Raw genomic sequence first — 24,862 nt, 5'->3', positions numbered from 1 at the left:
AACGACAATGACCTTTTCTTCCAAAAGCAAATATTTGTTTTTAGCATTTTGTTTACTGCCGACTTTTCTGCTCTTTTTAATTTTTACTGTTTATCCTATGTTAGGCGGTTTGTATTACTCATTTTTTGATTGGTCCGGAACAAGTGCAAATAAAACATTTATCGGCTTGGATAATTATATTCGTCTATGGAACGATTCCATTATTAAAAAGGCGATCATAAATGACTTTTTCTTCGTATTTGTAAAAATCATTGGGATCATGACACTTGCTCTATTTTTTGCGGTGGCATTAACCCAGCTTAAGATTAAAGAAGCGCCCTTTTACCGGATTGTATTTTTCTTCCCGAATATTATGTCCGTAGTAGTTATCGGGATTTTATGGCAGTTTATTTATGATCCGAACATGGGGATTGTAAACAGCTTATTAAATCAGGTCGGATTGACAGAGTGGGCCCGCCCTTGGTTAGGTGATAAAACATGGGTACTCCCTAGTATAGCGATTCCCGCAATTTGGGCAGGGATTGGGTTGTTTATGCTTCTCATTATGGGCGGTATTTCCAATGTACCGAAAAGCTTATATGAAGCTGCAGATATTGATGGTGCATCCGAATGGCAGCAGTTTTGGCATATTACGGTTCCGCTCGTTTGGCCGCAAATTAAAACATCCATCCTTTATATCATTATTACGTCTCTTAACGGTTCGTTTGTACTTGTGCAAGTAATGACAGGTGGTGGACCGGGAAGTGCTTCAGAAGTAATGGGCTCGTATTTATACCAGCGCGCATTTGAAGACTTCCAATTTGGCTATGGTGCAGCGATTGGAGTTCTGATTTTGGTCGTATCGCTCATTACTGTTCTCATTTCACAATTTATATTGAAAAAAGAAAAAGTCGAGTATTAACGGGGGGGAATTTAGATGAAAGTCGTTTCACAAATTTTAGTACGTATCCCGTTAATCCTATGGGCGTTTATCGTAATTTTCCCATTGATATGGATGTTTATGGGTGCGTTTAAATCGAATGCAGAAATCTTCACATCACCTTGGTCCTTGCCGACTGATTTCAGTTTTACAAATTTTGAACGTGCATGGAATGACTACAATATCGGGCGCGCATTTTTAAACAGTTTCTTTGTAACGGTACTTGGCTCGTTTTTAACACTCCTGTTATCAATTCCAACAGCGTATGCACTGGAGCGTGTCCGTTCGAAATTTGGTGAGGTGCTAGTGAATGTTTATCTGGCGTCAATGATGATTCCATCCGTTTTAGGTTGGATTCCTCTATTTTTCTTATTAATGAAGTTTAATTTACTGGATAACTTGTGGGCATTATCTCTTGTTTATGCCATTTCACATGTACCGTTTACAATCTTCATTCTAGTAGGTTTCATAGGGAATATTCCTAAAGAGCTGGAGGAAGCAGCGGTCGTTGATGGTATGAGTCCATATGGAATTCTGTTTAAAATTGTGACACCACTCATCAAGTCAGGGATTATGACAGTTACAATCTTGAATGCCATTTCCTATTGGAATGAATTTTTCATGGCGCTAATTTTACTGCAAACAGAAAGTAAAAATACGTTAGGTGTTGCGATGAATTTACTGAAAATAGACGCGCAATACGATAGTGCATGGGGTGTACTATTTGCGGGATTATGTATTGCAGTTATTCCGGTAATTATTTTCTATTCGATTTTCCAACGCCATATCGTAAAAGGTATGACAGAAGGTGCAATCAAATAGGAGGGGAATCATGTCTTTTTCACGAGTCGAAGAATTTATTGAAACAGCGATCCATAACAAAGAACTGCCTGGTGCGGTATTGGCTGTGGCAAATGCAAAAGATGTCCTTTACTGTAAAGCATTTGGCATGGCACATACGGAAGCGCAAATTCCAATGACGGAACAGACGATTTTTGATTGTGCTTCATTAACGAAAGTGACAGCAACGGCAAGCTCGATTTTATTATTGCTTGAGCGTGGTTTTATTGATTTGGATGATTCCATTAGCTCCTACTTTCCGGAACTTAAACAGATACATGAAGACGTTAAGATACGTCATTTATTAACACATACGAGCGGTTTTCAGGCTGAAATCAAGTTTTATAAAGAAGAGGTCGCATACGCTGATGTCATTGGACGGATAGCGCAGGAAACAGGACGTAAAAATGTAGAGCAACAGGTGATCTACAGTGATGTAAACTATATTTTATTAGGGGAATTAATAGAAAAGGTGACCGGGATTTCATTAGCGGATTATGCCGATAAAAATATTTTTCAGCCGCTTCGTATGCACAATACTGGATTTAATCCGTCTGCCCAGTTACAGGAGAAAATTGCTGCAACTGAGTACCGAACCTATTTGAACAAACATCAATGGGGGGAAGTGCATGATGAAAATGCACTGCATTTTGGCGGAGTAAGCGGTCACGCCGGGTTGTTTTCGACCGCAGAAGACTTGGCAAAGTTTGCTCAATCCTTTATGAAAAATAACGATTCTATTTTTCACGAGCAAACTAAACAATTGGCTAAGCAAAGTTTTACTGAAGAGCATGAAGAACAGCGTGGATTAGGATGGCAATTGTATTCTTCACCTTCATTTTCCGGCCAATATTTAAAAGAAGGCTTTGGGCATACCGGTTTCACGGGTACTTCAATATGGATATCGGATGAGAGGCAATTAGCAATTATTTTGTTAACAAATCGCGTTCATTTTGGACGCAGCTGTGAAATTCAACGATTTCGACGAATCGTGCATAACTTAATTGCACTTGAAAATGAATAGATAAGGTGAGCATATGTCAGGAAAACTATGGATTGGTATAGATGGCGGCGGTACGAAAACAACCGCTGTAATTGGTGATGAAAGTGGACATTTACTGGCAGTTGCAAAGGGCAGTTCAGGCAATTTAACAGCGATTTCAACAGAGCAGTTGTACACACTTCTAAATGAATTAATCAATCAGTTGTTAAAAAAGACAGGATCAGTATTAACAGATGTGAAGTTGGTATTTGCTGCGATGGCAGGGGCAGATCGACAAGCAGAACAACAGAAAATATATGATGCGTTTAAGCAGTCACCTGTACTGGAAAAACTTAAGATCCAGAGTGATATTCATGCCGCATTGGCAGCGGGAACCTGGGGCAGAGAAGGTACTTTACTTGTTGCCGGAACCGGGGCGATTATATTCGGTTATGAGCAGCGAAATACATTTCGTGTTGGCGGCTGGGGCTATTTACTGGGTGACGAGGGAAGCGGCTATCATTTAGGGAAGCTTGCCATTCGTTCCGTACTGGAAGCGCATGATGGTAAAGCATCTCTTAAACCTTTTCAGGAAAAGATATTGACCCACTTTAATGTACTGTCACCTGACCAGCTCATTACAAAAATTTATGGCAGCCCGAATCCTGTAACAGCTATTTCTTCCGTAAGCAGAATCGTGCTGGATGCCATTGAAGAAAATCAATTGGCAAAAGCCATCGTTAGTGCCGCGCAAGAAGCTTTGATTGAACTTATTGAAAATGCCTATTCACGAATTGATCGGACGAAACCGGTCGTATTGCACGGCGGATTATTTTCGAACAATATATTTTATGAAGAGTTTACCGTACGACTTTCAGCGCGGTTTCCTGATTTGACTGCTTTAAAGCCAACAATTTCCGGGACAGTTGGAGCTTACTTATTAGCGTTGCATGAAAGTGATATTGAAGTAAGTGATCTAGTTAAACAAACGATTCAACAAACATGGCGTCTATTGGAAGGTGAGATAACATGAATTACGATCAATTAACAACTGAAAAACGAAATAATGAGACAATAAATTTGGATGTAATGCCTATCTCGGACATACTTCAAATCATGAATAAAGAAGATATGCAGGTTGTGAAAAGTGTTGAACAAGTTTTACCTGTCATTGAGAGAGTAATTAAAAAAGTGGTTGAAAATATGAATAACGGCGGCCGCCTCTTTTACATCGGAGCGGGAACTAGTGGTCGATTAGGAATGCTTGATGCATCTGAATGTCCGCCTACTTTTATGACCGATCCGGAGCTGGTACAAACGATCATGGCAGGCGGAAAAGAAGCATTTTTCCAGGCAGTTGAAAATGCGGAAGATCGTTTGGAAGACGGAATAAACAAATTAAAGGAAAAAAACATAACGCGGTACGATTCCGTTATCGGTATTACGGCAAGCGGTACGACACCATTTGTAAGCGGTGCTATACAGTACGCGCAATCTGTCGGTGCCTACACGGTAAGTTTGACGAGCAATATTAATTCTGAAGTAAGCCGCTTTGCAGAAGAAGCGATTGAAGTAGTCGTAGGACCCGAAATATTGACAGGATCAACACGATTAAAAGCAGCTACATCACATAAAATGATTTTAAATATGATCAGTACAGCGTCGATGGTGCAATTAGGCAAAGTGTACGAAAACTTGATGGTCGATGTACATGCCAGCAATAATAAATTAATAGAACGGGCTAAAAGAATTGTCATCGCTGCAACGGACTGCAAATATGAGGAAGCAGAAGCAGTACTGGAAAAAACAAAGTTTGCTGTTAAGCCGGCAATTGTCATGTTAAAAACAAATGAAAATTATGAACGAGTAAAGCTTGCGTTAGATCAAGTAAATGGCCATACAAGGAAAGCTATTTTACTTTTGAACAATAGTTAATATCGGGAGTTGTCATGAATAATTCTGGCAACTCTTTTTTTATTTTTCACCAGAATTTCTGTATAGTGCAATAATATTTCTTATAAAACCATTGTTTCCATATTTTGTGCCTGTTAAAATTGAAATGTACTAATATTCAGAAAAAAACAAAAGGGGGCGGGGAAGTGGACATTTATACAGAAGAGCATGAAATGTTCAGAAAAGCTTTACGTAAAATGCTGGATAAAGAGGCCTATCCATATTTTGAACAATGGGAAAAGGACCGCGATATTCCACGTGAGTTTTGGCTGAAGCTTGGGGAAAATGGCTTTTTATGTCCAATGGTGAGTGAAGAATATGGGGGACTTGCGCTGGATTTTGGTTATTCTGCTATATTAACGGAGGAACTTGAGCGTGTTGGCGCAGGGTTGGCAAGCGGAATTTCACTTCATTCCGATATTGTGACACCTTACATTGAAGCATACGGGACAACTGCACAAAAGGAAAAATGGCTACCTAAGAGCGTTACAGGCGAATATATTTCGGCAATTGCTATGACGGAACCGGGTGCAGGCTCTGATCTGGCAGGCATTCAGACGACAGCGAAAAAAGATGGAGATTATTATATTTTAAACGGCGAAAAAACGTTTATTACAAATGGCATTCATGCAGATTATGTTGTTGTCGTTTGTAAAACAGATCCGCAGGCAAGTCCGGCATATAAAGGGGTGAGTCTGCTTATTGTCGAAAGGGGTACTCCTGGTTTCAAGCGCGGAAAAAAACTCGATAAAATCGGGATGCACAGTGCAGATACAGGAGAGCTTATATTTGAAGATGTACGTGTACCGGCAGAAAACTTATTAGGGGAAGAAAACCGGGGCTTCTATTATTTGATGGAAAAACTGCAGCAGGAACGCCTTATTGTTGCTATCGAAACACAAATCGAAGCAGAATGCTGTTTGAAACTGACAGTAGACTATGTAAAAGATCGAAAAGCATTCGGCAGCCGCATCGCCGATTTCCAAAATACTCAATTCAAGTTGGCGGAAATGGCAACTGAAATTGACCTTGGCCGTACATATGTGGATAGTTTAATTGCCAAACATATTGCAGGACAAGATATCGTGAAGGAAGTATCGATGGCCAAGTGGTGGATCAGTGAAATGGCCAAGCGAGTCGTATCCGAATGTCTGCAGCTGCACGGCGGTTACGGTTATATGGAGGAATACGAAATCGCAAGACGATACCGCGATATTCCGGTAGCAGCCATTTATGCGGGCACGACCGAAATCATGAAGGGGATTATCGCCAAACAAATTATAAAATAGTACTGACAAAGGGGATGGAATAATGAAGAACGTATATATCGTAGACGGGGCACGTACAGCATTTACAGCTTTTGGAGGTTCTTTTGCAACAACAGATGCAGTACAGCTTGGTACAAAAACAGCAGTGGAAGCGTTAAAGCGCGCTAATGTACAGCCAGAGCAAGTCGACCATGTCATTTACGGAGGTGTCATTACAACTGGCACGAACTCGGCATATTTAGCCCGTCATATCGGCCTTTATGCAGGGGTGCCAAAGGAAGTGCCGGCATTGACATTAAACCGTCTTTGCGGATCGGGTATGCAATCGGTCGTATCGGCGGCTCAGATGATCCAGCTAGGTGAAGGGGATGTTGTACTTGCTGGAGGAGCGGAAAACATGTCCCAATCGCCATATTCGAATTTCGAACAACGTTTCAGCGGATCGAAACTAGGCAATCTGGAGTTTACAGATATGCTTCAAGCAACATTAACTGACAAGTATACAGGTTCTGGGATGGGCTTGACGGCAGAAAAGCTTGCTGACCAGTATACGATTTCCCGTGAGGAGCAAGATGCCTTTGCACTTTTATCAAACGAACGTGCCGCAAAATCGCGTCAGGATGGCACTTTTGCGAAAGAGATCGTGCCGGTTGCTGTAGCTACGAGAAAAGGCGAAATTTTAATAGATCAGGATGAACATATTAAAGAAGGCGGTACAATGGACAGCTTGGCGAAATTACGCCCTGCCTTTAAAAAGGACGGCTCCGTTACTGCTGCGAACGCTTCCGGCATTAACGACGGTGCAGCATCGGTCGTTGTCGCTAGTGAAGATTTTGTAAATGAACAAGGGTTAAAGCCGTTAGCTCGCATTGTCTCATGGGGAATAGCGGGTGTAGATCCGACAATTATGGGAATCGGCCCTGCTCCGGCAATTCGTCAAGCATTGGAGCGTGCGAATTTAGCAATTGAAGACATGGATTTAGTTGAGATTAATGAAGCATTTGCAGCCCAATATATCGCGGTGGAAAAGGAACTTGGCCTGGACCGTGAGAAAACGAATGTAAATGGTGGTGCAATTGCACTCGGTCATCCGGTAGGTGCAAGCGGAACTAGAATCATCTTATCCGCTGCATATGAACTGCAAAGACGCAACGGGAAGTATGCGGTTGCTAGCCTTTGTATCGGTGGCGGACAAGGAATTGCCTTAATTATCGAAAGAGTATAGAAGCTGGGCGTGCTGGAAGTTGGTTTCCGGCATGCTTTTTTGTTGTGGGCGAGGGATGGGGATTTTTATTAGAAGAAGGGGAAGGGTTATTAGAAGAAATAAGGGCGATATTAGAAGAAATGACGAGGTTATTAGAACTTCGGGAAATTTTGAAGTTCAAGTGCATGCATTTTACTTCACGATGTGTGAAAAGGCGCCCGGTTTGAAATTTATTAGAACAATTATGCGGGATATTAGAAAATGTCCGGGCTTTATTAGAAAAAGGTTAGGTGATATTAGAACAAACCGAACCGATATTAGCACAACCGCCGGATATATTAGAAGATCGGCATTTTATTAGAACAAATTAAAATATATTAGATGATTTCCGGATTTATTAGAAAATCTCCCCCCAGCTTCACCCGCCACTTTTCAATTGACACATTGCATCCTTTTTCCGCTGTAAAACAAGAACTGATCTCCCGTCAAATTTCCGCATTAATAATGGAATATGGTACACTAAAGCCAACGAATAAAAGGTGGTAAAACAATATGTCAGCAATTAGCTTATTAAACGAAACACTTCAAAATAAATGGTCATTTGAAACGACAATGAAAATACAAGAGGAAATGATTCCTGCGATGGTTGAAGGAAAAGATATCGTAGCGGAATCACCGACAGGTTCAGGAAAAACACTGGCCTACACATTACCGATTTTAAATAAAGTAGACGGTAAAAAGAAACAGACTCAGGCATTGATTGTCGCACCTTCACAAGAGCTTGCGATGCAGATCGTTGAAGTGATCCGTGACTGGACAGCAGGAACAGACATCACTGTGCAGCAACTAATCGGCGGTGCGAACTCGGCACGCCAAATTGAAAAATTAAAGAAAAAGCCAACAATTGTTGTCGGGACACCAGGCCGTCTGAATGAATTGGCACGCCAAGGCAAATTAAAGCTTAAAGAAATCGAAACAATCGTTTTGGATGAATGTGATCAGCTTCTTAGCCGCGAGTACCGTGTTGTCGTAAAATCGTTTATCGAAAATGCTGCATTCGGCCGTCAAGTCGTTGTCGTTTCGGCTACGATTACTGAAGAGATCAAGCTTGTAGCAGAGCGCTTAATGTTCGAGCCGATCAGCATCGAGATCAAACCGGAAGATATGGTGAAGTTCGGTAAAGTTGTCCACTCATTTGTAAAAGTAGATGAGCGGGACAAAACCGATATGCTTCGTCGATTAGCCAATATTGAAGGATTGCGCGGATTGGCATTTGTTAATAACATCGACCAAGTACTAATGAAACAGAACAAGCTGGAATACCGTGATGCGCCAATTGTAGCACTTCATTCGGATATGAAAAAAGATGAGCGTAAAAAAGCGCTGGATGCATTCCGAAAAGGGGAAGCACGAATTTTAATCGCGACGGATATTGCAGCACGAGGTTTAGATATTTCAGGTTTAACACATGTTATTCATGTTGATGTACCAAGAACAATCGAGCAATATACTCACCGTTCAGGACGTACAGGGCGTGCCGGTGCAGACGGGGAAGTACTGACTTTACTATCGTACAAAGACGAAAAGACATTCAAAAAATGGTTGCGCGATCTTTCCTTAAAAGGTGTTCAAAAAGTATGGACTCAAGGACAGCTTGTCGAGGGAAATGCCAAGACAGTTACATCAAAAGCAGCACCTGCAGCAAACAAAGCAACTGAGAAAAAGTCGTATCAAGCAAAGTCCAATAAAAAGGGCATGACTTTCAGTAAGAAAAAGGAGAAATAATTCATGACATTCCAAGAGAAGTTAGAGCAATTTGCAGATTTAGCCGTTCGAATCGGAGTAAATATTCAAAAAGGACAATATTTATTAATTAATACATCTACGGATACGCTGGACTTTACACGTATTGTCGTTAAAAAAGCATATGAAGCAGGCGCAAGCCGTGTTCATGTAAACTTGACGGATGCCAGCTTTGAACGTGCCTATTATGAGAATGTTACAGTAGAAGAAACAGCCAATTTTCCGAAATGGGTTGTTGCACAACGTGAAGAATTAATAGAACGTAAAGGTGCGCTTCTCTGGATCGATGCGGAAAATCCGGATTTACTGGCAGGTATCGATTCAGAAAAAATCGGAGCACAGCAAAAAGCAGCCGGTGCAGCATTAGTGAATTACCGTAAAGCTGTTATGAATGATGATATTGCATGGTCAATTATTGCTGTACCTTCGCCGAAATGGGCGGCAAAAGTATTCCCTGATTTACCGGAACAGGAGCAGGTTCCCGCATTATGGGATGCTATTTTCAAAACGGTGCGCATTGGTGAAGGGGATGCCGTAGCGAACTGGCAAACTCATATTGGAAACTTACATGCACGTGCAGAGATGCTGAATAACAAAAAGTATGCGAAGCTTCATTACACGGCACCTGGTACAGACTTGACGATTGAACTTCCGGACAAACATTTATGGAAAAGCGGAAGCAGCGAGGCACCTGATGGTACGACATTCATCGCGAATATGCCGACAGAAGAAGTCTTTACGCTGCCTGCAAAATACGGTGTAAACGGCTATGTATCAAATACGAAGCCACTCGTTTATAAAGGCAATATTATAGATGATTTCAAGCTGACTTTTGAAAAAGGTAAAATTGTTAACGTTGAGGCAAAAGTTGGTCAGGACTTATTAAAGCAGCTAGTTGCTTCTGATGAAGGGTCATCATATTTGGGAGAAGTGGCATTAGTACCGCATGAATCACCGATTTCTTCATCAAATATTTTATATTACAACACATTATTCGATGAAAATGCCTCTAACCATTTCGCAATCGGAGAAGCTTATCCGACATGTTATGAAGGTGGCAAGGAACTTGAAAAGGGCCAACTGGAAGCACTGGGCATTAATACATCGATCACACATGAAGATTTCATGATCGGCAGTGCGGAAATGGATATTGACGGAATTCTGGCAGACGGCACAACAGAACCGATTTTCAGAAAAGGTAATTGGGCATTTTAAAAATTGAAGTGGGGTGAATAAATGCGAAAAATAATTTTCAGTCTTATTTTTTGTATTGTTCTGTTTCCAACGGCAGCATTAGCCAATGAACGGGAAGTTTATATTGCACTTGGCGACTCTTTGGCAGCAGGGCAAACACCTTACAGTCAGATTGATGCAGGTTATACGGATTACATTGCTTTGCAGCTGAAACGCCATGGTAAGCTCGCTCATTTCTCTAAAGAGCTTACTTTCCCGGGCTACCGTGTAGGAAATGTAATCGAAACGGTTCAGTCTGAACAAGCTGCACCATTACTGAATGAAGCAACACTGATTACTCTATCAGCCGGAGCGAATAATCTGTTGCCGCTTATTACACATAGCCCGCAACAGGGAACACTTTCTTTTAGCCAGCTTAGTGCGAATTTCGCATTAAATGAGGTGCGTACCCAAATGGGGGAGCTGCTTTCATTGATCAATGAAAAGGCGCCGAAAGCGACAGTTTATGTACTTGGCTATTATTTCCCTTATGTGAGTGTTCATAAAGAGCAGGCAGATGGAACGGTAGAGGCGGTCCAGCTTTTAAATACGATACTGAAGCAGGAAACTGAAGCAGCAGGGTATATATTTGTGGATGTTTTTGAAGCATTTGAACAGCAGCGCACAGCCTATTTGCCGAATGTGGGGGATGTGCATCCAAACCAGCTTGGATACCGTATCATGGCTAATGAAATGCTGAAAAGTTATAGCGGCAATGAGGCACTCAGTTTGCCAATCGATGCAATGCCGGCCCCAAACCCGAAAACGTTTGAAGAAATACTGCAGCTGCAAAGAGAGTCAGCTGTAGAAGAAGTGCCGTATATCTCACTGCATACGCTGAATCAACCGCTACCGATATTTGTATAAAAAGAAAAAGCATTCCATCAAGAATTTCTTGAAGGAATGCTTTTTTATGTTCAATTACTCGCTAATTTTAACGTCACGTAATTGATAAATGCTGTCAGTACCAACGTTGAAGCCGGAAACTTTATCAGATACACCAGTTAAAGTGTAAGGGTGTAATACGAATGCCATTGGCGACTCGTCTGAGATCAGTTGTAAAGCTTCTTTGTAGATAGCTTCACGTGCAGTTGGATCTGCTTCACGACGACCGTTTTCTAATAATTCATCTACTTTTTCGCTTGTGTAGAATGAACGGTTACCTGGGTCACCATGTTGTGAAGAGTGGAATAATGCATATAGACCGTAGTCCGCATCACCAGTCGGGTTAGACCAGCCTAAGATGAACATATCGTGCTCACCGGCAGCTGTTTTTTCCAAGTATGAACCGAATTCCATTACTTCGATTTCAGCTTGAATGTTTAATTTTTTCAAGTTTTCCTGTAAAACAATTGCAACTTGTTGACGAGCTGGATTGTCATTCGTCCAAATTGTAGTTTTAAAGCCGTCCGCATAGCCTGCTTCTTCAAGTAATGCTTTCGCTTCATCCATGTTGTAAGCCATTGAAGTCACATCTTCTGTGTATCCGAAAATACCAGGAGCTAATGGTGAAATCGCAGGAATACCAAAGCCTTCATAAATACCTTCGATTAAAGTTGGGCGGTCGATTGCTTTAGAGATTGCTTGACGTACTTTTGGATCGTTGAAAGGCTCTTTTTCAGTATTGAAGCCAAGGTATGTTAAAGAAGAAGAAGCCGTTTCTAATACAGAAGCTTCATCAAAACTATTAACATTTGCTACTTGAGCAGGCTCTACTGCACCGATGATGTGTGCATAACCTGATTCTAATTCCGCAACACGAGTAGCTCCTTCAGGTACTACTTTGAATGTTACAGAATCAATGTGTGCCGGAGTGCCAGCGTATTCTGCGTATTTAACTAACTTAATTTCAGTACCCGGAGTCCAGCTTTCAAATTTGAATGGACCAGTACCAACAGGGTTTGTTCCGATTACAGAACCCGCATTGACTGATGAATCAGCTTCCATTGCAGCGTAATCTTCTTCAATTGATTTTGGTGAAATGATGCTGCCACCATTATGCGTTAAATGAGCAAGTAATGGTGAGAACGGGTATTCAGTTACAAATTGAACAGTAGATTCATCTACTACTTTAACTTCTGTTACCATCTCAAATAAGAAAGCACGTGGAGATGCAACTTCCGGATCTAATAAACGGTCGAATGAAGCCTTTACAGCCTCAGCGTTAAATTCTTCACCGTCATGGAAAGTAACACCTTGTTTAAGCTTGAATTCCCAAGTTACATCGTCTACTTGAGTCCAAGATTCTGCAAGACCAGGTACTAATTCCCCGTCTGCATCACGGTTTACTAAAGTTTCATAAAGGTTTGATTGAATGTTAGATGATGGTACGTCATTTGAACCATGTGGATCCAATGAACTTGCATCAGATAACTCGGCGATAATTAAGTCGCCGCCACCCGCAGCCTCCTCTGTAGTACCAGAGTCAGTATTTGTTTCAGTTCCAGTGTCTCCGCTATCTTTTGATGTGTCTTCTGAATCATCTCCGCCGGCACATGCTGCTAGCACAAGTGCAAGTGTAAATGTAAGAAGTAGCATCCATAGCGACTTTTTAGAAAATGACATGTTGGAAGTCCCCCCATTTAGTTGATTTTAGAATATTACAAAAATGTAATTTCTGTTAATAGAATAGCACATGATCCCATAGCATCAAATACAAAAAAGAAAAAAACTTTTTTAAGTAGAAAAATTATGTATTTTATAGTATCTTATTATAATATTGTTAAATTCAGAAAAATGATAAAAATATAACAGAACCAAGTTTTTGGTTATATTTCCAGATAAAAGTATATTATATAGGTATAACTTTTGAACTAAAAAACATAAAAATATTAAAATATTCTGAATTTTAGTAAAAAAATATTATGTTGAAATGTTCAGATTTCACTCTATATACTAATGCTTATACAAATTTAATATTGTTGTAAGAAGGAAAATAAAATTTGAAAGGGTGAATTATATGAGTACAACACAAACAGAACAAAATCCTTCTACTGTGAGAAAAAGCAATCCCCGAGCTGAAGCATTTAAAACGTTTATGAAGCGTCTATTAAAAAATAAAGCGGCAGTAGTTGGTGGAATCATTATTCTTTTTATCATTTTAGTAGGGATATTTGGACCATTTTTAGTAAAGACAGATCCGAATGCTCAAAATATTTTAAACAAACTGCAACCACCTTCAAAAGAGCATTGGTTTGGTACTGATAACTTCGGGCGGGACATTTTCTCCAGGATTGTTAACGGTACGAAGCTGACGCTGACGGTTGGATTTTTATCCGTATTTATTGGCGGAGTTATCGGAGTCGTCATAGGAATTATAGCGGGATACTATGGAGGGGCAGTAGATACAATTACGATGCGTCTTATGGATATTTTGCTGGCATTCCCTGGTATTTTACTGGCACTTGCGATTGTATCAGTATTAGGCGGCAGTTTAATAAACGTAATTATTGCGGTTGGAATATTCTCGATACCGGCATTCGCCCGTATTGTCCGAGGTTCGACCTTACAAGTGAAAAAACTCGAGTACATTGATGCAGTCAAAGCACTCGGTGCATCAGATATCCGCATCATCTTTAAGCATATTTTACCGAATATTATGTCACCTATTATCGTACAGGCAACGATGCGTATTGCAACGGCGATTCTGACAGCTTCCGGTTTGGCATTCCTAGGTTTAGGCGCACAGCCGCCAGCAGCGGAATGGGGAGCTATGTTAAGTGATGGTCGTGCGTTTATGCATAATGCGGGACATATGGTATTAATTCCTGGAATGATGATTGTTATCGTAGTATTGGCATTTAATATTTTTGGTGACGGGTTACGTGATGCACTTGATCCGAAGATGAAACAATAGGAGGTGGAACAGTAAATGACTAAATATATTATTCGTCGTTTATTACAAACGATTCCCGTACTGTTTGGGGTTTCAATTTTAGTATTTTCATTGATGTTCCTAATTCCTGGAGATCCTGCCCAAGTAATGGCAGGGGAAGGTGCATCTGAACAAACGGTAGAAAATCTACGTGAAAAACTGGGTCTGAATGATCCGCCATATGTGCAATACGGCCGGTTTTTAGGAAATGCCCTGCAAGGTGATTTAGGAAATTCCATTCGCAGCGGACGCCCGGTAATGGATGAAATTCAGGCACGTTTTTGGATTACAGTTGAGGTATCTGTATATGCCACAATTTTAGCTGTATTTATCGGTTTAATTGCCGGAATCATTTCGGCAGTTCGCCATTATACACTTACCGATGTATCGATCATGATTGTCGCACTTTTCGGTCTTTCAATGCCGAACTTCTGGTTAGGTTTACTCTTGATCCAATGGTTTGCATTAGGGAACCTGCCATTCGATATGGACCTGCCCGAATTTCTGAAAATGCGTCCTTCCGGATGGGGAGATTCATGGCGCCAAATTATTTTACCTGTCGTAACACTGGGGACAGGGGGAGCAGCAATCATTGCTCGTATGACACGTTCGTCAATGCTTGAAGTAATCGGTCAGGATTATATCCGTACTGCTCGTGCAAAAGGTGTATCAGAACGTATCGTTATTTACCGCCATGCACTGAAAAATGCGCTGATTCCTGTTGTAACAGTTATTGGTCTGGAATTTGGCGGTTTCTTGGGCGGTGCTGTATTAACTGAGACGATTTTTGCTATCAACGGCATGGGACGTCTCACAATTGATGCAATCAGGCAACGGGATTTCCCGATTGTTCAAGGTACTGTACTTGTAATTTCACTATTATTCGTAATTGTAAACCTGCTTGTTGATATTTCTTACAAGTTCTTAAATAAACGAATTGACTTGAACTAATGAAAAGAGGTGTGGCAAATGAATGAAATGGAAAACATTTTAGTCGTAAACAATTTACAAACTTCTTTCGGCACGGATGCGGGAGAAGTACGTGCTGTTGATGGTGTAAGCTTTACTGTTCCAAAGGGTAAAACAATCGGGATTGTAGGAGAGTCCGGTTCCGGAAAAAGTATCACATCACTTTCAATACTGCGCTTACTTGCATCAAACGGTAAAACGAAAGGCGGCGAAGTTCTTTTTAAAGGGAAGGACTTGCTGAAGCTTTCTGAAAAAGCGATGCGTGATATTCGGGGAAACCAGATTTCTATGATTTTCCAAGAGCCGATGACATCGTTAAACCCGGTTTATACAGTTGGCCAGCAGATTAGTGAAACAATCCGGATCCATAAAAAACTGGACAAAAAAGCAGCGATGCAGCAATCCGTAGAGATGCTGAAGCTTGTAGGTATTCCATCACCCGAAAAGCGTGTTAAGCAATACCCGCACGAACTTTCAGGGGGGATGCGTCAACGTGTAATGATCGCGATGGCACTGGCATGCGACCCGGAAATTTTAATTGCGGATGAGCCTACAACAGCGCTGGACGTAACGATACAAGCGCAAATTCTGGAACTGATAAAAGACCTGCAAAACCGTTTAGGCATGTCTGTTATTATGATTACCCATGATTTAGGTGTAGTAGCGGAAACATGTGATTATGTGGCAGTAATGTATGCAGGACAAGTTGTAGAATACTCAGATGTCCGATCATTATTCAAAAATCCGAAGCATCCATATACGTTAGGCTTACTTAATTCATTGCCACGTCACGATGTGGAACAGGAAAAACTGATTCCGATTAAAGGAATGGTGCCAAGCCCGCATGAAATGCCGGTAGGATGCCGCTTTGCTCCACGTTGCCCTGTTGCAATCGAGCTTTGCCATAAAAAACAGCCGGATTTACTGAATACAGATGACAACAGTTCAGAGCAGATCCGCTGTTGGATGTATTCGGATGAATGGGATGGAGAATCGGAGGTGACGCTATATGGCGAAAAAAGAACTGTTAAAGGTTGAAGGACTAAAACAGTATTTCCCGATTAAGGGAGGATTTCTGGGCCGTACAGTCAACCACGTAAAAGCGGTAGATGATATTTCCTTTACGATTTATGAAGGAGAGACTGTCAGCATTGTAGGAGAATCGGGCTGTGGTAAATCTACGACAGGCCGTGCGATTTTACGTTTGGAAGAGCCGACAGATGGTTCCGTAGTATTTCAGGGGACGGATATTACGAAAATTCCGAAAGGCGAAATGCGTAAATTCCGCAAAGATCTGCAAATCATTTTCCAGGATCCGTATGCTTCGATCAATCCGCGTCAGACAGTTGCAAGTGTGCTGAACGAAGCGATGCATATTCAAAATGTACTGCCGCCAAATCAGCGACGTGCCCGTATTGAACAACTGCTTGAAACGGTTGGATTACGACCATATCAGGCAGACCGCTACCCGCATGAATTCTCGGGTGGTCAACGTCAGCGTATCGGTATTGCCCGTGCGCTCTCGGTTGATCCAAAACTGATTATTTGTGATGAAGCGGTATCTGCGCTGGACGTATCGATTCAGGCGCAAGTGCTGAATTTACTGGAAGAGCTGCAAAATGAATACGGTTTAACTTATTTATTCATCTCGCATGACCTAGGGGTGGTACGTCATATTTCGGATCGTATTATCGTAATGTATTTAGGGAAAATTGTAGAGATTGCCGATAAAACAAGCCTGTTCGAAAACCCGCAGCATCCTTATACGAAAGCATTATTATCAGCGATTCCCGTGCCGGACCCGGATGCTGTAAAAAGCCGTATTGTTTTAAAAGGTGATGTGCCGTCACCTATCGATCCGCCACAAGGCTGCCGATTCCATACACGCTGTCCATTTGCGACAGATAAGTGCAGAACGGAAGAACCTGTTTTGCGTACATCTTCCATTATGAAGAATACGCATGAAGCGGCATGCCACTACATGGAAGAAATTTCAGCCGGCAAAATGGCTGTAAAGCAGTAATTATCGAAACCACATCGTACGAACGAATATTCGTACGATATGGTTTTTTTATTTTCGCTCATGTACACTTATAGTTATAAGATAGGAGGCGGTATTCATGAAAATTTTCCATACAGCAGATTGGCATTTAGGAAAAATAGTACAAGGTGTATCGATGACGAAAGACCAGCAATTTGTGCTTGAACAGTTTATCGAAGAAATCAGAAAAGAAAAGCCGGATGTCATTATTATAGCCGGAGATTTGTATGATCGGTCAGTACCACCGACAGATGCGATCCAACTTTTAAATAAAACATTGAAAGAAATTTTAGTCGATGAAAAAACGCCGATTTTAGCAATCGCTGGAAATCATGATAGCGCTACACGTTTAAATTTTGGCAGTGAATTTATGAAGGCGAGCGGTTTACATATCGTCGGTCATTTAGAAAAGAATATCGATCCGGTCATCATGCATGATGAATACGGGGAAGTTCATTTTTATTTAGTTCCTTTTGCAGAGCCGTCAATTGTACGGGCATTATTTGACGATCAGTCCATTACGTCGCATGAAGCGGCGATGGCGAAAATCATTGAACAGATTAAGCGGACAATGGATAATACGAAACGCAATATTATCGTCGGGCATGCGTTCATTACAAAAGACGGGATGCCGGAGCCGAATACAAGTGACTCCGAACGTAAATTGACGATTGGCGGGACGGAATGTATCAGCTCAGTATTATTCGAACCGTTCTGTTATACAGCGTTAGGACATTTACATCAGGCGCACTTTGTCGCAAACGAGAAAATTCAATATTCCGGATCGCCGCTTAAGTATTCAGAATCTGAAGTGACACATAAAAAGGGTTTTTTGATTGTCGATTTAAAAGAAGACGGAACAGTGGCGATTGAAAAAAGAATGCTTACCCCAGTGCGGGACATGCGCATTGTGACAGGAATGCTTGAAGATATATTGCAGCATAAAGTAAATGACGATTATGTATTTGTTAAATTACAGGATGAACATTATGTGAAAGGTGCTGCCGAACTTGTCCGCACTGTTTATCCGAATGCTTTGCATATTGAACGAACAGTTGTGTATGAACAGCTTGAACAGCATGCGACGACAATGAACCGTGTTCAAATGGATGATTCGGAACTGTTTGAGCTATTTTATACGGAAATGACAGGCAAGCCTTTAAGTGATGAAATTAAAGAGATTTATACTGAGGTTTTAGAGCAGCTGATCGAAAATGAACGTGAAAAACAGGAGGTGCTGTAACGATGAAACCAATCAGATTATCGATGACAGCATTTGGACCGTATCATCAAAGGGAAGTCATAGATTTTACAAAACTCCATGAACATGGAATTTTTGTCGTTTCCGGTGCAACCGGCGCGGGGAAAACGACTATTTTCGATGCGATTACATTTGCACTTTATGATTCCGGAAGTGGAGAGGATCGGGAAAAGTCGCTGTTTTTGCGCAGTGATTTTGCGGATGAATCAGTTGATACGGAAGTCGAACTTGAATTTGAAGTACGCGGTCGCCTTTACCGTATTTGGCGGAAGTTTGGTCATGACGGTGCAAGTGCAAAGCGCGAGTTTTTTGAGATTACCGATGGGGTCATTGTACCCGCTGTTGAAAAGTTTCAAGTGAAGCTCATTCAGTCGAAAGTCGAAGAACTGATCGGCTTAACGCAGTCCCAATTTAATCAGATCGTTATGCTGCCGCAAGGGGAATTTCAAAAGCTCCTCACATCGGAATCAAAGCATAAAGAGGAGATTTTCCGGAAAATATTCAAAACGGAACGCTTTACGAAAATGGTGGAACTGCTGAAAGAGAAAAAGAATAGTGCTGAAAAACATTATGAACAAGCAAAGATGCAACAGGACAACACAATTCATGAAATCCGGTCCCGACTCCCACATAGAGAGTCTGAACTGTTTTCATCGCTGAACAATGATGTTATTAATCTGTACCAAGTAAAGAGTGCCTTACTGACAGAACAGCAACATTACGAAAATCAATGTACAGCATTAAAAGAGGAATATGATTCTTCAAAAAAGGAGTTAAAAAAGTTAGTTAAAACATTGAATGATCAAAGGCTGTTAAATGAGCGGATTGAAAAGTTTCTAATGCGGAAAGCGCGGCTCGAAGAATTACTCGAACAAAAGGATAAAATACAAGCAGAACAGCAGAAACTTGTACTGGCCAAAAAGGCTAATCAGATAGAGCCGTTAGAACGTGAATACGTGAAGGTGAAACGGCAGCTTGAACAAGCGGAAGTCTCCTTGCAAAAAGCAAAGGCTGACTATGAACGTGCACAGTCACAACTTCAGCAGGCGACAGATCACTATCAGGAGCAAAAGCAGCAAGAACCGTTGTTGGATAACTATACGAAATCAATTTCGCAGCTTGAACAGCTTGTACCGATCTATCAATCAATTAATACACAACGGGAAAATGTGTCAATGCTTGCTGAAAACCAAAAAAACGCAAAGCAATTATTTGATAAGCTGCAAAACGAAGCATCCTCTTTAAAAGAAAAATATCAACAGCAGCAAGCCATCATCAATGAACTGGAAGATGCGACAGTAACGTACCATGAAACATACGAAGCACATGCTGCATTAACACGGAAAATTGAAATGGTAAAAGAAGTGGATGCAATTCAGATGAATGTCGATGCTTTAGTGAAACAGCTTGCCGGTAAAAAACAAATTGCTGATGAAGCCCAACAGAAGCTGCAAAATATGGAGCAGCAATTACGCAGCAATCAGGCATCCTTTTTAGCAGCATCATTACAGCATGGTGAAGCATGTCCTGTATGTGGAAGCACAGAGCACCCAGCTGTTCATAACAGCGAAGCAGTTGTCATTGACGACAATGTATTGGCACAGCTCCGTCAGGAAGGCGATCGGGCGATGCAAAGTTTTTACCAGGTCAATTCGAAAGTAGATGTGGAAAAGGCAACATTGGAGCAGAAAAGAAGTGCGCTTCATTCACTTGGCGCAGAGCCTTCACAACTACATGAATATGAACAGCGATTAACCGAGCTGACTGCGCAATTGACGAAGCAGAAACAGCAGCAGGCACAGCTTATCACTGAAAAGAAAGCGATGGCACAGCTTTCAGAAAATAGAGAAGTGCTGCAAGGTCGCATTGAAAAAGGGCAGCAATATGTAATCGATATCGATAAACAATATGCACAGGAAAAAGGGAAGCTTGAGCAAAGCGAGCAGTCATTATTGCCTCAGTTTTCTACATTGGATGAAGTAACAATTGAATTGGCAAGCCAGCAGCAAAAACATGGCCAGTTAAAAATTGCGATTCAAAATGCACTTGAAGCGATGCAAAAAATGCAATTGGATGAAAAATCCTGTGAAGTGAATCATCTGCATGCGAAAAATCTTGTAGGAGAGAAACAGCAGGAATCTACTTCAGCACAAAAAGCATTTGAGTCAGCATTGCAGCAGGAAGGTTTCGATTTAGAAACGTATAAGAGTGCGTTATTACCTTTAAATGTACAGCAGCAAATTCAGGATGCGGTTGAAGCGTATAAGCAAAATGTGCATACATTATCTGTTCAAATTGCCGAGGAAGAACCTTTACTTGAAGGAAAAGAACAAGCCGATTTAACGGCGTGTGAGCAACAGATTCATGAGCTGAATGAGCAGATCGAGGCACAGTATTCCAAAATAACACTGATCCAGTCCTATGTGGAGCAATGTAAGGAGACAAGCGATAAACTTGACCAATCAGCACAGCAGATTGAAAGTTATAAAGCGAAACTGATGCAAGTCGAACATGTTTATAATTTAATTCGTGGTCAAAATGATGCGAAAATTTCATTTGAACGGTTTGTACAAATGGGCTATTTGGAAAAAGTGACACATGCGGCAAATGAACGTTTGCGTGTCCTATCTAATGGCCAGTACTTCCTGAAATCTACAGGAAGGAAAGAAGGAAATGCCCAAAGCGGACTCAGCATTGATGTATATGACAGTCATACAGGGCAAACGCGGGATGTAAAAACACTGTCCGGCGGTGAAAAATTCAACGCCTCACTCTCATTGGCGTTAGGTATGGCCGATGTTATTCAAAGTGTTCAGGGAAGTGTGCATATCGATACAATGTTTATAGATGAAGGCTTCGGTACTTTGGATGAGGAAGCGTTAAGAAGGGCAATCGATATATTGATCGACCTTCAGCAAACAGGCCGCTTAATCGGCGTCATTTCCCATGTGGCAGAACTGAAAGCAGCAATGCCCGCCATTTTACAAGTGCAAAAGCTAAAAGAAGGTTACAGTAAAACAGAGATTATCATTAAATAAGAAAGACACATTTCCCTCCAGAAAGCGGGAAATGTGTTTTTTGCATTAACGTTTTGGAGTTCGTCGTGTAGTTGCTGGTTGGGGAGTTGATTTTTTGCTGTCCATCATTTTTTTTATGATCGGATACACGATTGGTCCATATTTAATTGCTGTCTTAATGAGTTTATTTAATTTCATTAGTAAACACTCCTTAACGAAAACATTTCGTATAAAAAATATACCCAAATCAGGAGCTGTTATAAACATTACCGTAAAACTTTAATCGCTTGAATGAGATTCCATATTGCCAGGATGAACGTAAACACAACTAATAGAATAAATCCGATAAAATGCGAACTGATGAAAAAATCCTGTATACTCAGGGTCAAAGTATCATTCCAGGAAAGAACAGAGGTTAAAAAGTAAATCGTATACAAAATCCCTAACACTATCGGAATAAGTTGGGAAATAAAAGCTTTTTTAGAATGGTCTTTAACGGCATTATCTTTTGTAACAATAAATATAATCAACGGTAAAATAAACGGTGCAAAATAAAAGCTCAAATAGCTCAGTGCACTTAACCCTTTCGATTCCATTATTTATCACTCCTTCGCCTCTAGTATATGTAATTCTAGTACATTTAAAAATAATAGCTGTTGAAAGTTGTAAAAATATTCGTTACAATGAGCATGTTCAAACAATAAAAATTAGATGTACCACAAGGGGTGCCGAGAAAGTCGGCTGAGATTGTGCACGGGATTGCACTGACTCTTTGAACCTGTAAGTTAGCACTTGCGTAGGGATGTGGATAGAATCCGACTGTTCAAACGATAGTCAGGCTTTTGTCCTGATTATCGTTTTTTGCTTTTTCTAGATACCTGGAAGAAGTAAAAGTTCCATTCTATCCCTCTTCACTTTTGTTACATCGGATAAAAGAAAGGGGCATTGTTATGGACAGAAAGAAATTATTGATGATGGTGGAAATAGCGATATTTGCTGCCATCGGACTTGTATTGGATCAAGTATCTTTTAAAATGTGGGCACAAGGCGGGTCCATCAGCTTTGTAATGGTACCGATTATGTTAATGGCCATCCGTTGGGGATTAACGGCAGGACTTGCAACAGGCTTGCTGATCGGCATTATGCAAATGATGTTCGGGGCTTATATTGTACACTGGCTTCAGGCAATTTTGGATTATGGTCTTGCCTTTACAGTAGTAGGATTAGCAGCAATTGTAAGAAAGCCGTTATTACAGGCAACACAATCGCTTAATAAAGTGAAAATGGCACTTTATATCGTCATTGGAGCACTTATAGGTGGTGCTTTAAGATTTGTTTCGCACTTGCTTGCAGGTGTCGTGTTCTTTAAAGAATATGCAGGCGATGATAATGTATGGGCCTATTCAATTATTTACAACAGTACTTATATGGTACCTGCTACAATACTGACGGCAATTATCGCAGTTATTTTATTCACATCTGCACCCCGCTTACTGCAAAAAGTAAAAACAACATAACGATTAAAAAGCTTAAGGCTTGCAGCGAGGAATAATTCTCCAGCTGCAAGTTTTTTCCTCATTATATAGTAGAAAGTCGTACTAAATTAGTAATAAAACGCCAAATTTTAAAATCCTTGAACAATTACAACCGATTTTAAGTATGCTATAGTTAAGGGTAGACATTGTTTAAGAGGAAGGAAGTTACACATGATTGTTACTACTCAAGAAGAAATACAGGCGTTTAAAAAAATTGGACGCATTTGTGCTGAAATTCGTGAGGCGATGAAAGCTGCGACAGTACCTGGCGTGACAACGAAAGAATTGGATGAAATTGCTGGCCGTATGTTTGCGGAAGCAGGCGCGGTTTCCGGTCCTAAAGGCGAGTATGATTTTCCGGGATATACATGCATTTCAGTAAATCACGAAGTTGCACATGGTATTCCAGGTAACAAGGTTATTAAGGAAGGCGATATCGTAAACATTGATGTTTCGGGCTCTTTAAACGGGTATTTTGCAGACACAGGTATTTCTTTTGTCGTTGGTGAAGGTTATGAAGATAAAGAAAAACTTTGCTCTGTAGCAAAATCAGCATTTGATCGTGCAATGACAAAGGTTAAAGCAGGTTCAAAATTAAATCAGATCGGTAAAGCGGTAGAGCGTGAAGCACGTGATCACGGTTTGACAGTAATTATGAACTTAACTGGCCATGGTTTAGGTAAATCATTACACGAAGAGCCAAACCATGTATTGAACTATTACGATGCTTGGGATACAACGATCATGAAAGAAGGTATGGTGTTAGCAGTTGAGCCGTTCATTTCGGCGAAGGCTGAACATATCGTGGAGTCAGGTGACGGCTGGACATTCATTACACCGGACAAATCATTAGTTGCCCAAATCGAACACTCGATTATCGTAACAAAAGATAAACCGATCATTTTAACAACATTGGAAGACTAAGCTATAAACGCGGGGCATACATAAGTGCACCCGCGTTTTTTGTTCTATAAAAACTAGGTGAAAACATAAAATAATCAAATGATTCAAATAAATGACTGCAACAATTACCAATTCCATACACTTTCAAGTAAAATATACATAAATATATGGAGTAGGGGAGGCAGCACTATTTGAAAAAGCTAAAAGATGTGGATTTATCGCAAAAACTGGAGAAGGAAATCTATAAGAAGCAATTGAAAGCTTTACAATACGAAATGCTAAATGCCCAGCAGTTTTTATTCAACAATAAAATCGGACTTATTATTGCATTTGAAGGAATGGATGCAGCGGGTAAAGGGGGAGCGATCAAGCGATTAACAGAACGCATTGATCCGCGCGGGTTAATGGTCTGGCCGATCTCCGCCCCTCAGCCCCATGAAATGCGGTATCATTATATGCAACGTTTCTGGAGAAAGTTGCCGCAGCATGGTCAGATCGCCATTTTCGACCGCTCCTGGTATGGGCGGGTACTTGTGGAGCGCATAGAAGGATTTGCTGAAGAAGCGGAATGGAAACGTGCTTATGACGAAATTAACAGCTTTGAGAAGCAACTGACAGATGAAGATTATATAATGATAAAATTTTGGATTCATATCGACTCGGATGAACAGCTTCAGCGTTTTAATGAAAGAGCTGCAGATCCGTACAAGTCATGGAAACTAACAGCCGAAGATTGGCGGAACCGTGATAAATTTGATTTATACTGCGAGGCAGCAGATGAAATGTTCGAAAAAACCGATTCTGAAAACGCCCCTTGGCACTTAATACCAGGGAACGACAAAAACTATGCACGTGTTCAAGTACTAAAAGAAACAATAGCCCATATAGAAAAAGAAATTACTAAACGGGGTATGAAGCTGACGAACATTTTCGGGAAAGATACTGAAACAGCTGCAGATAAAGAAAAAACGGAATCTATAGATATAAAGCCAAAGCCTGTAAAATTAAAAAAGAAAAAGTTGAAAAAACAGTAGGCAAGCTTTGAAATGAAATGAAGGTG

21 protein-coding genes and 1 riboswitch are annotated in these 24,862 nt (G+C 40.9%); of the genes, 19 read left to right on the top strand and 2 right to left on the bottom strand.

What is annotated here, in order from left to right; all coding sequences use genetic code 11:
- The first annotated feature begins 7 nt into the window (after window positions 1-7).
- The 10 genes from MKX73_RS04500 to MKX73_RS04455 all read left to right on the top strand — a co-directional run bounded on the left by MKX73_RS04500 (window position 8) and on the right by MKX73_RS04455 (window position 11,069).
- Entirely contained in the window at window positions 8-901 is an 894-nt protein-coding gene (locus MKX73_RS04500; RefSeq protein WP_340716468.1) for a carbohydrate ABC transporter permease, read from the top strand.
- A 15-nt stretch (window positions 902-916) separates the two neighbouring features.
- Window positions 917-1,741, top strand: coding sequence for a carbohydrate ABC transporter permease (locus MKX73_RS04495; protein ID WP_340716467.1), 825 nt, complete (start codon window positions 917-919; stop codon window positions 1,739-1,741).
- Between the two features lie 10 nt (window positions 1,742-1,751).
- Window positions 1,752-2,783 carry a serine hydrolase domain-containing protein gene (locus MKX73_RS04490; protein ID WP_340716466.1) on the top strand — a complete coding sequence of 344 codons (1,032 nt, stop codon included), beginning with the start codon at window positions 1,752-1,754 and terminating at the stop codon, window positions 2,781-2,783.
- 13 nt (window positions 2,784-2,796) lie between these two features.
- A complete protein-coding gene (locus MKX73_RS04485; RefSeq protein ID WP_340716465.1) occupies window positions 2,797-3,774 on the top strand; it encodes an N-acetylglucosamine kinase in 978 nt (325 codons plus the stop codon).
- A complete protein-coding gene (gene murQ, locus MKX73_RS04480) occupies window positions 3,771-4,676 on the top strand; it encodes an N-acetylmuramic acid 6-phosphate etherase (protein WP_340716464.1) in 906 nt (301 codons plus the stop codon). The genes MKX73_RS04485 and murQ overlap by 4 nt, the downstream gene beginning before the upstream one ends.
- Window positions 4,677-4,840: 164 nt before the next feature.
- Window positions 4,841-5,983, top strand: coding sequence for an acyl-CoA dehydrogenase family protein (locus tag MKX73_RS04475; protein ID WP_445783303.1), 1,143 nt, complete (start codon window positions 4,841-4,843; stop codon window positions 5,981-5,983).
- Between the two features lie 22 nt (window positions 5,984-6,005).
- Complete coding sequence (locus MKX73_RS04470; RefSeq protein WP_340716463.1) at window positions 6,006-7,187, top strand: acetyl-CoA C-acetyltransferase; 1,182 nt, start codon at window positions 6,006-6,008, stop codon at window positions 7,185-7,187.
- A 531-nt stretch (window positions 7,188-7,718) separates the two neighbouring features.
- Window positions 7,719-8,951 carry a DEAD/DEAH box helicase gene (locus MKX73_RS04465; protein ID WP_340716462.1) on the top strand — a complete coding sequence of 411 codons (1,233 nt, stop codon included), beginning with the start codon at window positions 7,719-7,721 and terminating at the stop codon, window positions 8,949-8,951.
- 3 nt (window positions 8,952-8,954) lie between these two features.
- Window positions 8,955-10,184, top strand: coding sequence for an aminopeptidase (locus MKX73_RS04460; protein ID WP_340716461.1), 1,230 nt, complete (start codon window positions 8,955-8,957; stop codon window positions 10,182-10,184).
- A gap of 21 nt (window positions 10,185-10,205) precedes the next feature.
- Complete coding sequence (locus tag MKX73_RS04455; RefSeq protein ID WP_340716460.1) at window positions 10,206-11,069, top strand: SGNH/GDSL hydrolase family protein; 864 nt, start codon at window positions 10,206-10,208, stop codon at window positions 11,067-11,069.
- A 54-nt stretch (window positions 11,070-11,123) separates the two neighbouring features.
- On the opposite strand, the gene MKX73_RS04450 is transcribed toward MKX73_RS04455, so the two are convergent.
- Complete coding sequence (locus MKX73_RS04450; protein WP_340716459.1) at window positions 11,124-12,767, bottom strand: glutathione ABC transporter substrate-binding protein; 1,644 nt, start codon at window positions 12,765-12,767, stop codon at window positions 11,124-11,126.
- Window positions 12,768-13,161: 394 nt separating this feature from the next.
- Here MKX73_RS04450 and nikC point away from each other — a divergent pair, with 394 nt between their 5' ends.
- The 6 genes from nikC (at window position 13,162) to MKX73_RS04420 (ending at window position 21,385) form a co-directional block, all read left to right on the top strand.
- Window positions 13,162-14,058, top strand: a complete 897-nt coding sequence (gene nikC / locus MKX73_RS04445; RefSeq protein WP_340716458.1) for a nickel transporter permease — start codon at window positions 13,162-13,164, stop codon at window positions 14,056-14,058.
- A 15-nt stretch (window positions 14,059-14,073) separates the two neighbouring features.
- Complete coding sequence (locus MKX73_RS04440) at window positions 14,074-15,027, top strand: ABC transporter permease (protein WP_340716457.1); 954 nt, start codon at window positions 14,074-14,076, stop codon at window positions 15,025-15,027.
- An 18-nt stretch (window positions 15,028-15,045) separates the two neighbouring features.
- On the top strand, window positions 15,046-16,083 hold the full coding sequence (locus MKX73_RS04435; protein WP_340716456.1) for an ABC transporter ATP-binding protein: 1,038 nt from the start codon (window positions 15,046-15,048) through the stop codon (window positions 16,081-16,083).
- Window positions 16,055-17,068 (top strand): ABC transporter ATP-binding protein, encoded by a 1,014-nt coding sequence (locus tag MKX73_RS04430; protein WP_340716455.1) that lies wholly within the window; start codon window positions 16,055-16,057, stop codon window positions 17,066-17,068. The genes MKX73_RS04435 and MKX73_RS04430 overlap by 29 nt, the downstream gene beginning before the upstream one ends.
- 97 nt (window positions 17,069-17,165) lie before the next feature.
- Entirely contained in the window at window positions 17,166-18,329 is a 1,164-nt protein-coding gene (locus tag MKX73_RS04425; protein WP_340716454.1) for an exonuclease SbcCD subunit D, read from the top strand.
- Between the two features lie 2 nt (window positions 18,330-18,331).
- Window positions 18,332-21,385 carry an SMC family ATPase gene (locus MKX73_RS04420; RefSeq protein WP_340716453.1) on the top strand — a complete coding sequence of 1,018 codons (3,054 nt, stop codon included), beginning with the start codon at window positions 18,332-18,334 and terminating at the stop codon, window positions 21,383-21,385.
- A gap of 245 nt (window positions 21,386-21,630) precedes the next feature.
- On the opposite strand, the gene MKX73_RS04415 is transcribed toward MKX73_RS04420, so the two are convergent.
- A complete protein-coding gene (locus MKX73_RS04415; protein ID WP_340716452.1) occupies window positions 21,631-21,960 on the bottom strand; it encodes a DUF4870 domain-containing protein in 330 nt (109 codons plus the stop codon).
- 115 nt (window positions 21,961-22,075) lie between these two features.
- A riboswitch (TPP riboswitch) is annotated at window positions 22,076-22,184 on the top strand.
- 130 nt (window positions 22,185-22,314) lie between these two features.
- Between MKX73_RS04415 and thiT the strand changes: the two genes are divergently transcribed.
- The 3 genes from thiT (at window position 22,315) to MKX73_RS04400 (ending at window position 24,836) form a co-directional block, all read left to right on the top strand.
- Window positions 22,315-22,881: an energy-coupled thiamine transporter ThiT gene (thiT, locus tag MKX73_RS04410; RefSeq protein WP_340716451.1), complete on the top strand. Its 567-nt coding sequence runs from the start codon at window positions 22,315-22,317 to the stop codon at window positions 22,879-22,881.
- A gap of 189 nt (window positions 22,882-23,070) precedes the next feature.
- Window positions 23,071-23,823, top strand: a complete 753-nt coding sequence (map, locus tag MKX73_RS04405) for a type I methionyl aminopeptidase (protein ID WP_340716450.1) — start codon at window positions 23,071-23,073, stop codon at window positions 23,821-23,823.
- A 170-nt stretch (window positions 23,824-23,993) separates the two neighbouring features.
- The gene (locus MKX73_RS04400; protein ID WP_340716449.1) at window positions 23,994-24,836 is read left to right on the top strand and encodes a polyphosphate kinase 2 family protein; all 843 of its coding nucleotides are present in this window, start codon (window positions 23,994-23,996) and stop codon (window positions 24,834-24,836) included.
- Window positions 24,837-24,862: the final 26 nt, after the last annotated feature.

The sequence above is a fragment of the Solibacillus sp. FSL W7-1436 genome (assembly GCF_038007305.1).
In the GTDB taxonomy this organism is placed as follows: domain Bacteria; phylum Bacillota; class Bacilli; order Bacillales_A; family Planococcaceae; genus Solibacillus.
The sequence above is the reverse complement of the archived record's forward strand: the minus strand, read 5'-3'. Positions and strand labels throughout refer to the sequence as shown.